We start from the raw sequence: 12,763 nt of genomic DNA on the forward strand, positions 1-12,763 counted from the left end.
GATATCCAGACCAATCGTCGAAATTGATTGCATAGGCTGCTCCTCCGAATCGTGGGAGCCTCAAACGGCGCCCCATCCTTGGCACTCTCGTGCCCATGGAGGAGCCGTCCACAGCATCAAAAACGGACTTACGGCAGCCACGTGCCCGCCGGCGGGGGAATGGCGAGCGCTTCAAACGTAAAAGCCTTGGCAGGCGATTAGCCCATCTCTTCGCGATCAGCGCAGTGCTCGTCCTTCTTCCAAGAACCTGGCTGTTTCCTGACCCAACTATTTCACCCATAGTTTGAGCGGAACCGGCTGCCGATCAGGGCAAATCATCGTGCCTGTGTAGTAGTCTGACAGCCTTCCGGTGTAGGTGCATTCGACGCCAGAAAACGAAAATGTCGCGTTCAATCGCGATGCTAAGACTGACATCCGCAGGCGCATTTCGCCGATCCTCTCCTCCGGACCATCCTGAGTGCACAACCCGACGTGCTTCATCGTCAATGGTCCGGAGTACTCCTTTATGACTTGGCCGGAGGCCGCTTCCGTGACGGTGGCTGTCAACTCCCATTCGCCGAGGTGACCGGAATATCCGACAACCTCGAGCGATTGAGCGTTTCCCGCACTCGCAACAACGCCCAGAACGATCGCCAGCAATATTGATTTCACGTGTGCTCCCATGCCTCTCGTGCCCGTTTCTCAGCGCTTCATCAGAAATGCCCGCGCCTCGGCAACTTCCGTTCGGGTGCTATCAGCTGCATCAGCGATCGCTATGACCTTTTTATAGTATTGCTGAGCCTTGTTGGATTCGCCGGACTTTTCCGCCGCCTTGGCTGCGCCTACGTAAGCGCCGAGCCGGTTTGGCTCCTTCCGCAGCGTTGCTTCAAATGCCCCAAGCGCTTCATTTGCCTTGCCGCTCTCAAGCAGCATTTCTCCATAGAGTTCGCGCGCCGGTTTAGGCACTCCCGGCGTCACTGGATGCTTCTCCGTTTTGTCCTCGGCAGCGGCGGCGGCGCTCATGGCATTCAGCGCAGCGTCACGATTGTCTTCGGCGAAAAGCTGCCAAGCCGTCGCAACCTGCCGCTCAATTTCGACCTGTTCGGCCCAATAGGTGTCCTTGGCGGCACGTAGCTTGTCGCGCAGTTCGGCGAGTTTGGCGATGTGGGCCTTCGCGACTTCTGGCTCGCCTGCACGGGCCGCGCCCAGCGCCCGCACGAAATAGGTTACCGCCTGCACGTGAGGCAGCAGGCTGGGACGAACCTCAAGCGCCGCAGCAGCCTTCCAATCGCCGCGCTCCACTGCATAGCGTGCCGGCGAGGCGGCCAGCGCGTATGGCCCGGCGATAAAAGTCTCGGTGAAGCCTGTGACCCCCTTCATCTCGTCGACAACGGCTGCTGCGTTCTCGTCCTGCCCGAGTTGCAAATAGGCGTAGACGAGGTAATCCATTGCGTGCAGCTGATCGTGGCCCTCTTTGTCCGCTCTCGCCACACGCGACGATTCGGTGTTGGAAGCAATCGACTCCCTCCAGTATCCGACGCGGGTAAAGATGTGGGACGGCATATGTTGGGCGTGGGCTGCCGCTGGTGCAACCTTGGCGTAGCGTCGCGCAGCCTCGAGCCCTTTTTCGGCAATTGGCGGATAATCGTAAAGATGAATCAAGTAGTGCGCCACGCCGGGATGTTGGGGCTGCCGTATTGCGATCGGCTCAAGGATTGCCGCACCCTTGAGCTGGTTAGTGTAGGTTTTGTCGGCCGGCGACGCCGAGGTGTTGAGGGCCAGCGCATAGTAGATCTGCGCTTCGTCATCGTTTTGATACCGCTGCGCAAGTTGCTCCATGGCCTTGGCGTAAGCCAGCATGCGCGTGCGATGATCGACCTTGTCGTAGTCGGCGTACATGGCACTAAGCGCATCGAGGTAGTCGCGTTCGCGCTGGGTCTTGGCGCCGATGAGCTTTCCTTTTGCGATCGCCTCAGCACCCTCGGCGAGGTTTTTCGCGGGGGTGGGAACGTGGGGATTCCACAAGAGGCTGAGGGCAATGCCCCAGTATGCGATGCCGCACTCCGGATCGGCCTTCAGAGCATCTCCGAACGCGTGCTGCGACGCGCGGTACCAGAACGAGTGCTGGTACAGCATCCCGCGATCGAAAAGCTTCTGCGCCTCCGGCTTGCACGATGTTTCGAAATGCACCGTACCGAGCTGATCGCCGTCCGATTCTGCTAACGAAGGTTGTGCAAACGAAAGGCCCAACACAACCGTAGCCGCGATAGCGAATGGCGTCTTGATCATGACCTGCCTCCACGCGAGAACTAACTTTGCGAGGCGCGCATTCTAAGCCTGTTCACACAGGCCGACCATGCAATTCCGTTCGGAGAAGAGCCAGAGATGGACGTGGCCGTGTGGCACGTCAGCTGTCCTGACATTGGACCTGCGCTTAGCTCGTCGACAAAGCGCAGAACACGTCGCGCCAGCTGGCGCAGTCAAACTGCGATGCGTCACGCCAGCTTTGGGTCATTGCGGGCGTCGGCTCAAGCAGTGCGGATGGTCAGCTACGGGGCATGAGCGGACTTGGTATAGCCTGCAAGCGGTGGCAGGGCCTGCCGAAAACGGATTTATTGGCTTGCCGCCGCAGCGGCAGTCGCCACATATTTCGTGTAGAATTCGGCGACCCGGCCGCGCCACATACCGACGAACGCCTCTGAAGTCACGTTGTCCACCGATTTCCAAGTACGCTTGAACGCTGGAAGTGCATTGCCCCAGATAGCGCGTTTGCACCACCTTCCGCCCTTCTCCTTGCCTTCGCTGGTGGCGCACATGGATTTCCAAGCGATGCGAGCGGGCTGGCTGATGTGCTCAGCGGCGCCTTCCCAGCCCTGCTGATGGATCAGGTAAAGATCGCTCAAATCCGGCTTCCGGTGCGTGATCCACTCGAACAGGATGCCTTCCGTAATGACCTTATAGGCGGCCGCAACGGCGTTATCCCTCGGACTGCGAATCTGCCCGAAGCCGAACTTCCCGAACTCATATTGGCTCAGCTGAAACAGGCCGATATACGACCCGGTGCGTTGATTGGGATTGAAACCGGATTCGATCTTGGCAACCGCCATCATGAAATTGAAATCGAGACCAAACGCGTCGGAAGCGCGCTTGATCTCTTCGGCCGGCGTTCCGACTGGGATGTCCTTGAACGAACGCAAGACGATCTCCGCCGGTTTCTCGGCGGACGGCAGTTCAGACCAGACGTAGTAGACCAGATAACGGAAATCCGGCGTCGACGCCGCTTTCGGAGTATCGTTGGACGCATCGCGTCCTGCCGGCAGCGGTTTGACGATATCCTGCCCCAACGACGCCAATTTGGTCGTGACGGGTTCATCGACGATCTCGGCTCCGGTGCTCAACGGCCCGGAACCTGCTGACGTCACCGAGCCCAGCTTGGCTCCTTCTGCCCGAAGCGCTATCGCAAGTCTGGCCGATGCCTCGGCGTACAAGGCGGGCGTCACCATGTTCGCAGGAGCCGCCATGTTCTCGGGAGCCGCTATGTTCGCTGCAGCGCCCAGTATGACATTCGGCCCCGTCCCGGCCGGCCTGTTACCGGCGGCTAGATAAAGTCCCACGGATGCGACCGCAGCCGCGATGCAGCTCGTCTGCCAAACCTTCATTGCCCGAAGTCCACGGATGGCTTCTGTACAAAGGCTGTTCGCATGTTCCTGCGGTCTGTGGTGAGTCCTCCTTCGTAAAATCTTAAGGTTTAAATGTGGTGAATGAGAGCAGACCTTCTGCCTCGTCACTCATCCTTGGCGGGAGACGCTGTGGGTCGGCTATGGGCCAGAAGCGTCGCTCAGCGGGCATCACCGTGAAAGTCAGGCTACGCGCCAATAGGCGACAATTGGATGAGAGAAATCCACCAACTGCGGGCGGGCCTCCGTTGAACCTGATCAACCAGCACGTTTTGAGGCACCGGAACCCCGGATTCCGGCAGATGCCCGTGATTGGGCTGCTCAACTTTCCTCCCGCCAGTGATGGCCGGTCGGGTCGAACTCGCGGGCGCGGTGGCCGTTGCTTGGCCGCGATAGCAGTAGCGAGTAGGAGAACCCGTGAACCGACGCCAGTTTGTTCGAGGGTCGGCGTTGCTGCCGGCATTGTTGCTCGCTTCGCGGAGCGGTTTCGCTGCTGCTGGCCCGCCGGAGGGCGCGTTCGGTCCTTCCACCGTGAGGGACCTCGCCCGTATGCTGGGGCGCAAACCGTACGAGGCGCCAGACGAGAAGCTGCCAGGCGGGTTGAAGAACCTCGACTGCGATCAGTACCGTTCGATCCGCTTCCAGCCCGAGCGCGCCCTTTGGCGCGGCAAGAATCTTCCGTTCGAGGCGCAGCTCTTCCATCGCTGCTTCTTCTACAAGAACAGGGTGAGCATCTTCGAGGTCGCGGACGGAAAGGCTACCGACCTCAAGTACCGCAAGGCGGACTTTTCCTTCGGCGAGAAGTTCCCGCCGTTCGAGGACAGCGATCTCGGGTGCGCGGGCTTCCGCATCCATGCGCCGATGAACCGTCCCGACTATTACGAGTCTGCGTCTTCCTGGGCGCGACCTACTTCCGCGCTGTCGCCAAAGGGCAGACATACGGCCTTTCCGCCCGGGGACTGTCGATCGATACGGGCGAAGCAAAGGGCGAGGAATTTCCGCTCTTCAAGGCCGTCTGGCTCGAGCGGCCGGCTTCGGGTGCAACTTCGATGGTGATCCACGCTCTTCTCGACAGCAAGAGCTGCGCGGCAAGCTACCGCTTCACTGTGCGGCCGGGCGAAACCACGGTGTTCGACGTCGAAATGTCAGTCTATCCGCGGGTCGAAATGCAGCGGGCCGGTCTCGCGCCGATGACCAGCACGTTCTTCTACGGTCCGAACGACGCAACGATATCGACGACTTCCGCCCGTCGGTCCACGATTCCGACGGCCTCGCGATCTTCAACGGGAAGGGAGAAAGCCTCTGGCGGCCGCTCAACAATCCCCGCGATCTCCAGATCAGCACGTTTCAGGATCTAAATCCCCGCGGGTTCGGGCTGATGCAGCGGGAGCGAAACTTCTTCGCCTATCAGGACATCGAATCCAGCTTCGAAAAACGCCCCAGTCTCTGGATGGAGCCGATCGGCGATTGGGGCGAGGGCGGGGTCGTTCTGTTCGAGATCCCGACGAAGGAAGAGGTTCACGACAACATCGCCGCACTCTGGCGCCCGAAGAATCCGCTACAGGCCAAGGGCGAACACAACTACACCTATCGACTGCACTGGGGACCTGATAGCCCGAAGCCGCATTCGCTGGCCCGCTTCACGCGAAGCGGAATAGGGGCGAGGGGCGAAGACGCCCGCCTCTTCGTCCTCGATCTGTTCGGCGACAACCTGAAGGGCGTCGATCCTGCCGGCGTCAAAGGGGTCGTGACGGCGGAAAAGTCCGAGGTGAAGAATATCGTCACGCAGCCCAATCCCTACACCGGCGGTTGGCGGCTGAGCTTCCAGTGCCAGGTGAAGGGAGAGCCGATCGAGCTGCGGGCATTTCTGACAGAGGGCGACAAACCCTTGTCGGAAGTCTGGTCTACCGATGGGCTCCCTGAACACAGCGCTCCAGCCGGTCGCCGGCGATAACGCGCCTTCGCGGCAGAGGCGGAGCTGCCTGCGATCGCGAGCCGCACTGCCATGCTGCTTCCCACCTACAACGAAGATCCTTCCACACCGAGGTGCGGTTGACACCCGAGCGCTTGGTGGGACCGGCGAACTTATGCGCGGTGCGCGCCTGGGTCTCGGCGCTCGCGGCCCACTGGATGAACAGCCAGGTCGCTTTCCGCTTCTTCTCCGGCAGCGCGGAATTGATCGGAAAGCCCCAGTTCCAGATCGACGTGGTGCGCTTGCCCGAGGGCCCCTTGGGCCAGCGGGCATAGGCGACCTTGCCGATCACCTTGGACTTCTCAGGATTGTTGATGACCGAAGCCGACGAATGCGCGTCGATGTAGCTGGCGACGGTGCCTTGCGAGAAGGCGTCGGCGACATCCGGCCAATTCCAGTTGGCGGCTGCCGTCGGCGCGTACTTCTTCATGATGTCGACGTACCAGGCGAGCGCCGCCTCGGCCTCGGGGCCATTGACAGTGAGCTTGCCGCCCTTCATCCAGTCGCCGCCGAACTCGCGGAAGATCGACGGATAGATGTACATGTTCTGGCCGGCACCGGCGACGCCGCGCAGCGCAGCCCCCCAGACGCGATCGTTCGGCGTGTTCAACGCCGCGGCATTGGACATGTAGGCTTCTAGTGTGTCGGCCGGCTTCAGGCCTTTCGCGTCGTAGAGGTCCTTGCGATAGACCTGAATGGTGACTTCACCGTCATAGGGCATGCCGTAGAGCTTGCCGTCGATGCCGTTGGCGCTGCGCCAGGCCGGAATGATGTCGTCGAGCTTGAACCAGGCCGGATCGGTCAGCGATTTGTCTGCGAGGTAAGTGTCGAGCGGCTCGACCCATTTGTTCGCGGCATAGAGCGCGTAATACATGGGATCGGCAGCGTGGGTTGCGTAGGTGCCCGTCTTCGAGGTCAGGTCGATGACGCTCTTCTGCCGGATCTGCGCCGGCGGGATCTTCTCGAAGCGGACGTCGATGCCGGTGAGCGCCTTGAACTGCGGCGCCAGTGCAATGAGGTTTTCGAAATAGCTCGCCGGGATCACGGCGACCGTGATGGTCTCGCCGGAAACCTGCTGCCAGCGCGGAGCGGGGAACGACCGCGGACCTCGCCTCCGGGAGGCGCGATCAAGCCGAGCAGCGATCAGATGCAGTGTCGGCTAGATGTCGCCGAGGAGCTCGAAATCTGCGCGAGCGTCGCCGGCCGTATGGATCTGGCCGCTATATCGTTGTGCGCTCAGCTCGAACGCTGCCGGCAATCGGTCGTCGATAACGAGATGGTGGCACTCGTCGAGGTGGCCGCCGCGAACCGTCGCATTGCGCCCGAATTTGGTGATGTCGGCCACGAGCACGGACGTTCGTGAATTGGCGGCGATGGATTGGCGTGCCTTGACTTCATCGACATGGAAGTCGAGCAGCGAGCCGTCCGCATCGACGCCGCCGACGCCGAAGATTCCGAAGTCGGCGCGAAATCCAGAGAAGAAATGCACGGCGGCCTCGCCGATGATGTCGCGGTCGAGCGGCCGCAGCGTGCCGCCGGCGATGGTGATCTCCACGTCCGGATTGTGCGAGAAGGCTGCGGCCACGTTCAGGCTGTTGGTGATCACCCGCAGATCCCGTCGGCGGGAAAGTGCCTGCGCGACATATTCGGGAGTCGTGCCGAGCCCGATCATCAGCGACGTCCCGTCGGGAATGAGTTTGGCGGTCGCAAGCGCGATCCGCCGCTTGGCTTCGGCGTTCAGCCTGTGCCTGCTGCTGTAGGCGAGGTTCTGATTCTGGACGGGGAGGCTGACCCCACCATGCACGCGCCGAAGCAATCCCTGGTCGCAGAGCGCATTCACAAGGCGGCGGATAGTCTGCTGGGTCACTTCGAAACGCGCCGCAAGCTGCTCGATGGAAGCGAAGCCTTGCTCGCGCACGATCTCCAGTATGTGGACCTGACGTGTCCTGGCGCTCCTGGCCATGAGCCCTCCGTTCGCGACAAAAATATCATTTGAAGGGGCAAGAGGCAATTTTCTGTTTCATATGGTGTCACACTATGTTCATATGAACATAATAGCTGCTACGCCGATGAATGAGCGTGGCTCGAGGGAGGACGCATGTACTGGTCTTTGACTGGCACTGTGCTGCTCCGTTGGAGCGAGCCGCCATCAGCGTAGCCGCATCATGCTGCGAGCGAACCGGCCATGTCGGCGATTACGCTGAATCATGTCTCCAAGTCGTGGGGCGCGATGCGCGCCGTCGATGACATCAGTCTGACGGCGGACGAGGGCTCGCTGCTGGTGCTGCTGGGGCCGTCCGGCTGCGGCAAGTCAACCACGTTGCGGCTGATCGCCGGGCTCGAGGAGGCCGATGCCGGCATGATCGCCATCGGCGGCGTCGACGTGACTCGCCTGTCGCCGGCGGACCGGAAGATCTCCATGGTCTTCCAGTCCTATGCGCTGTTCCCGCATTTGAGCGTAGCCGAAAACATCATCTTCGGCCTGCGCGTGCGGCGGGTGTCGCGCGCCGAACGCGACGTCCGGCTTCGTCGCGTCGCCGACATCGTTGGTCTTGCGCACCTGCTCGATCGCAAGCCGTCGCAATTGTCGGGAGGGCAGCGCCAGCGCGTCGCGCTGGGACGCGCCATCATCGCTGAGGCGCGGGTCTGTCTCATGGACGAGCCGCTGTCCAACCTCGACGCAAAGCTGCGGCACGAGATGCGAACGGAAATCCGCGCGTTGCAGCAGCGTCTCGGTATGACGATGGTCTACGTCACCCACGATCAGACCGAAGCGATGACGATGGCGGACCGCGTCGTCCTGATGCGCGATGGCCGCGTCGAGCAGAACGGCTCCCCGGAAGAACTCTATAACCGGCCGGCGACGGCGTTCACCGCGCGGTTTATCGGTACCCCGCCGATGAATCTGGTGCGTCAGGGCAATCATCTCATCGGCGTTCGGCCGGAGCACATCCGCATCGTGCCCGGTGGCGATCATGCCGCGCGGGTCAAGGCCGTCGAGCATCTCGGAGCCGACAGCATCGTGCTGTGCGACATCGACGGTCAGCCGATCTCGGTGCGGCTCGACGGCTTCAGCAAGGTTCAGCCCGGCGAGGATGTCCGGCTGGCCTGGGAGGCCGGTCACGAGCATCGATTCGATCCGGCTACGGAATGCCGATTGGAGACTTCAGCCAGGGAGGGCCGGCTGGCGACCTCCGCTGGATAGCAGCGGTGGCGCTCGGCGGATTACAGAGGGAGAGAGAGATGTTTGCGCGACGAACGATGTTGATGGCAGCCGCACTTGCCGTGCTCTCGATGCGTCCCGCCGCTGCGGTGGATCTGACGATGTACTATCCGGTCGCGGTCGGAGGTCCCGTCACCAAGATCATCGATGACATGGTTTCGCGCTTCGAGAAGGACAATCCGGATATCAACGTGACGGCGGTCTATGCTGGCAACTACACGGACACGATGACCAAGGCGATGACCGCCATGAAGGGCGGGCAGCCGCCGCAACTGTCGGTGTTGCTGTCGACCGACGTATTCACGCTGATGGACGAGAATGCCGTCGTGCCGTTTGACGACCTCGTCAGCGACAAGGCCTGGTTCAAGGAGTTCTATCCCGCGTTCATGGCCAACGGCCAGGTGGACGGCAAGACCTGGAGCATCCCGTTCCAGCGTTCGACCATCGTGCTGTACTGGAACAAGGACGCCTTCAAGGAAGCCGGCCTCGATCCCGAGAAGGCACCAGCGTCCTGGGACGAAATGGTCGAGATGTCGAAGAAGCTGGTCAGGAAGGACGGCGCCAACACGACGCGTTGGGGCGTCGAGATCCCGACGACCGGCTACGGCTACTGGATGCTGCAGGCGCTCGCCATTGAGAACGGCCAGAAGATGATGAACGAGGCCGGCACCGAGGTGTATCTCACCGCGCCGAAGACGGTCGGCGCTCTCGACTACTGGGTCGACCTGTCGCGCAAGCACAACGTCATGCCGACCGGCAGCATCGACTGGGCGACGCTCCGCACCGACTTCCTCGAAGGCAAGACGGCGATGATGTGGCACACGACGGGCAACCTCACGGCGGTCAAGGACGCCGCGAAATTCCAGTTCGGCGTGGCCATGCTGCCGGCCAAGGAGCGGCGGGGATCGCCGACCGGCGGCGGCAGCTTCTACATCTTCAAGAGCGCTTCGGCCGAGCAGCAGAAGGCCGCCGTCAAGTTCATCCAGTGGATGACGGCGCCCGAGCGTGCGGCGGAATGGAGCATGAAGACCGGCTACGTCGCGGTGTCGCCGGCCGCCTACAAGACCAAGGCGATGGAAGACTACGCCAAGGGCTTTCCGCAGGCGACCGTCGCGCGCGATCAGCTCGAGCATGCCGTGCCGGAGCTCTCCGTCCACGAGAACGGTCGCATCTACAAGTTCGTGAACGATGCCGTGCAGGCTGCGGTCACGGGCTCGCAGAAGCCGCAGGAAGCGCTGGCCGCAGCGCAGGCGCAATCCGACCGCGTGCTGCGCGCCGCCAAGTAAGCGCAAAGTAAGGGACATGGCGGGGTGGCGGTTCGCCGCCATTCCGCCGACTCTAGAATGACCGACTTCGCCGCCTCATCGCCAATCTCCGAACGCCGCGCCCGGTCGCAGGCGTGGTGGAATGCCGTGAATGCGTGGCTGCTGCTGTTGCCGGCGGCGGTGCTGCTGGTTGCGTTCACGCATTGGCCGATCCTGGCGACGATCCGGCATTCGCTGTTCATCACCAAGCGGAACGGCACCGAGGTCTTCGTCGGGGCGGACAGCTACCGGGCCATGGCGGCCGATCCGATCTTCTGGAAGGCGCTGGTCAACAATTTCTGGTTCGCGCTCGGCACGATCCCGACGTCGATCGCGCTCGCGCTGATCATGGCCGTTTGGGTCAATCGCAACATGCGCGGCCGCGGCTTTCTGCGGCTGGCGTACTTCACGCCGACCGTGCTGCCGATGATCGCCGTCGCCAACATCTGGCTGTTCTTCTACACGCCGGATTACGGCGCGCTCGATCAGCTGCGCGGGCTGTTCGGCCTCGGCGGCCGGAACTGGCTCGGCGATCCCTCGACGGTGATGGGCTGCCTGATCGTTATGGTGATCTGGAAGGAAGCCGGCTTCTTCATGATCTTCTATCTGGCGGCGCTGCAGCAGCTCTCGCCGGACCTCGATGAGGCCGCCTCCATCGAGGGCGCGAGCCGATGGTACACGTTCCGCCGGATCACTTTTCCGCTGCTGATGCCGACCACGCTGTTCGTGGCCATCAATGCGGTCATCAACTCGTTCAAGCTGGTGGACCATCTGGTCATCATGACCAAGGGCGGTCCCAACAACGCCAGCACGCTACTGCTCTATTACATCTATGAGGTCGCCTTCACGTTCCAGGATTCTTCCTACGCGGCAACGTTGACGGTTGTGCTTCTCATGCTCCTGAGCGCGATTGCGCTGATCAAGTTCGGCTATCTCGATCGCAGGATCCACTACCAATGAGAGGCCGGACACACCCCGTCGAAGCCGTCGCAGCATGGCTCCTGGCTTTGATTTGGCTCGCCCCGCTGGCCTATGCCTTCTGGAGCGCGCTGCATCCGGCTGCCTACGCCACCTCGTTCAGCCTGTCCGCGCCCTGGACGCTGGAGAATTTCACGCGGGCCTGGAAGCAGGCGCCGTTCGCCCGGTACTATCTCAACACGGTCGTGCTGGTGACGTTGGTCCTTGTTGGCCAACTCATCCTGTCGACGCTGGCTGCGTATGCCTTTGCGCGCTTCAGGTTCAAAGGCAGCGGCATGGCGTTCGCCCTCGTGCTGCTCCAGCTGATGATCATGCCCGACGTCCTCATCGTCGAGAACTATCGCGCGATTGCCAAGCTGGGCTTGCTCGATACGATCCCTGCCATCGCGCTGCCTTACATGGCGAGCGCCTTTGGCATCTTTCTGCTGCGGCAGACCTTCAAGAGCGTGCCTCAGGAGCTGGTCGAGGCCGCGCGGGTCGAGGGAGCAGGCCCACTCGTGATCCTTTGGCGGGTCTATGTGCCGTTGGCACGCCCCACCTACGTCGCCTTCGGCCTCGTCTCCGTCAGCTATCACTGGAACAACTTCCTGTGGCCGCTGATCGTCACGAATTCGGTGGAAGCGCGTCCGCTCACGGTGGGTCTTGCCGTGTTCGGCGCGCCTGAAACCGGTGTGGACTGGTCGGTGATCACGGCGGCGACCGTGATGACGATGGCGCCCCTGCTGGTCGCATTCCTGTTGTTTCAGCGCCAGTTCGTTCAGTCATTCATGCGCGCGGGTATCCGGTGATGCGGCTTCTCACCTGGAACATACAGTGCGGCAAGGGGTGCGACGGCGTCACCGATCTGTCCAGGATCGTTGCCGTCGCCAGGCAGACGCTCGATGCCGACGTGTTCTGCTTCCAGGAAGTGAGCGCCAATTTCTCGAGATTTGGCGATGGCGCGGATCAGAGCGCCCAGCTCGTGGCCTTGCTGCCCGGCTACTCCGCGATATTCCGGCCGGCGATCGAGACGATGGATCGCGCGGGCAGCCTCCATTGCTTCGGCAACATGACGCTGTCGCGATTGCCGGTGTTGCAGATCGCCAATCACCTCTTGCCGTTTCCGGGCGCGGGTGGGGTGCGCAGCATGCGCCGTCACGCCCTGGAGGTGACAGTTCAAGCCTCGTTTGGCGCGATCCGCATCGTTAACACGCATCTCGAGTTTCATTCGGCCGATCAGCGTCACGCGCAGATCACGCGGCTGCTCGATCTGCAGCAGGACGCATCGGGGAGTCCCAAGCAGGCCAGCTCCGGGCACGATGAGCCATATGGAAGCCAGACCGTCGCTGCGTCGAGCCTGATGTGCGGCGATTTCAATTTCGACGTGGCCGATCCCCAGCACACCCTGATCGACCGCTCCGGGCGACGCGGTCTGAATTACCGCGATGCGTGGACCGCCAATCGTCCGGGACGCCAGCGGGCGCCAACATGCGGAATCTACGACCGCGCGCAATGGCCCGACGGGCCGGACTGTCGCGACTTTATTTTCGTGACCGAAGATCTGATCGGTCAGGTTCGCAACATCGATGTCAACGAAGCCACCAATGCTTCCGATCATCAACCTGTTGTGATCGAACTTGGGGAATAGAGA

The 12,763-nt window shown here is 61.9% G+C and carries 10 protein-coding genes and 1 pseudogene; 6 read left to right on the top strand and 5 right to left on the bottom strand.

Annotation, left to right across the window (positions count from 1 at the left end):
• Nucleotides 1-267 precede the first annotated feature (267 nt).
• The 3 genes from GGD66_RS19225 to GGD66_RS19235 form a co-directional block, all read right to left on the bottom strand.
• On the bottom strand, nt 268-651 hold the full coding sequence (locus GGD66_RS19225; RefSeq protein ID WP_157644419.1) for a hypothetical protein: 384 nt from the start codon (nt 649-651) through the stop codon (nt 268-270).
• A gap of 30 nt (nt 652-681) precedes the next feature.
• Nucleotides 682-2,268 carry a lipopolysaccharide assembly protein LapB gene (locus tag GGD66_RS19230; protein ID WP_018321026.1) on the bottom strand — a complete coding sequence of 529 codons (1,587 nt, stop codon included), beginning with the start codon at nt 2,266-2,268 and terminating at the stop codon, nt 682-684.
• 323 nt (nt 2,269-2,591) lie between these two features.
• On the bottom strand, nt 2,592-3,638 hold the full coding sequence (locus GGD66_RS19235) for a transglycosylase SLT domain-containing protein (protein ID WP_026202471.1): 1,047 nt from the start codon (nt 3,636-3,638) through the stop codon (nt 2,592-2,594).
• A 435-nt stretch (nt 3,639-4,073) separates the two neighbouring features.
• Here GGD66_RS19235 and GGD66_RS19240 point away from each other — a divergent pair.
• Nucleotides 4,074-5,579: pseudogene (locus tag GGD66_RS19240) on the top strand (glucan biosynthesis protein G).
• Here the strand turns inward: GGD66_RS19240 and GGD66_RS19245 are convergent.
• A complete protein-coding gene (locus tag GGD66_RS19245; protein ID WP_018321023.1) occupies nt 5,561-6,673 on the bottom strand; it encodes a sugar ABC transporter substrate-binding protein in 1,113 nt (370 codons plus the stop codon). The pseudogene GGD66_RS19240 and the gene GGD66_RS19245 overlap by 19 nt on opposite strands.
• 114 nt (nt 6,674-6,787) lie before the next feature.
• On the bottom strand, nt 6,788-7,591 hold the full coding sequence (locus tag GGD66_RS19250; RefSeq protein WP_018321022.1) for a DeoR/GlpR family DNA-binding transcription regulator: 804 nt from the start codon (nt 7,589-7,591) through the stop codon (nt 6,788-6,790).
• A gap of 222 nt (nt 7,592-7,813) precedes the next feature.
• Between GGD66_RS19250 and GGD66_RS19255 the strand changes: the two genes are divergently transcribed.
• The 5 genes from GGD66_RS19255 to GGD66_RS19275 are packed head-to-tail and all read left to right on the top strand — an operon-like array spanning nt 7,814 to nt 12,760.
• Nucleotides 7,814-8,833, top strand: coding sequence for an ABC transporter ATP-binding protein (locus GGD66_RS19255; RefSeq protein ID WP_183238264.1), 1,020 nt, complete (start codon nt 7,814-7,816; stop codon nt 8,831-8,833).
• A gap of 56 nt (nt 8,834-8,889) precedes the next feature.
• Nucleotides 8,890-10,137 (top strand): ABC transporter substrate-binding protein, encoded by a 1,248-nt coding sequence (locus GGD66_RS19260; RefSeq protein ID WP_183258912.1) that lies wholly within the window; start codon nt 8,890-8,892, stop codon nt 10,135-10,137.
• Between the two features lie 57 nt (nt 10,138-10,194).
• Entirely contained in the window at nt 10,195-11,115 is a 921-nt protein-coding gene (locus tag GGD66_RS19265; protein ID WP_018321019.1) for a carbohydrate ABC transporter permease, read from the top strand.
• The gene (locus tag GGD66_RS19270) at nt 11,112-11,921 is read left to right on the top strand and encodes a carbohydrate ABC transporter permease (RefSeq protein ID WP_183238265.1); all 810 of its coding nucleotides are present in this window, start codon (nt 11,112-11,114) and stop codon (nt 11,919-11,921) included. Before GGD66_RS19265 ends, GGD66_RS19270 begins: the two co-directional genes overlap by 4 nt.
• Nucleotides 11,921-12,760 (top strand): endonuclease/exonuclease/phosphatase family protein, encoded by an 840-nt coding sequence (locus tag GGD66_RS19275; RefSeq protein ID WP_183238266.1) that lies wholly within the window; start codon nt 11,921-11,923, stop codon nt 12,758-12,760. Before GGD66_RS19270 ends, GGD66_RS19275 begins: the two co-directional genes overlap by 1 nt.
• The last annotated feature ends 3 nt before the right edge of the window (nt 12,761-12,763 follow it).

Source organism: Bradyrhizobium sp. CIR48 (assembly GCF_014198315.1).
In the GTDB taxonomy this organism is placed as follows: Bacteria; Pseudomonadota; Alphaproteobacteria; order Rhizobiales; family Xanthobacteraceae; genus Bradyrhizobium.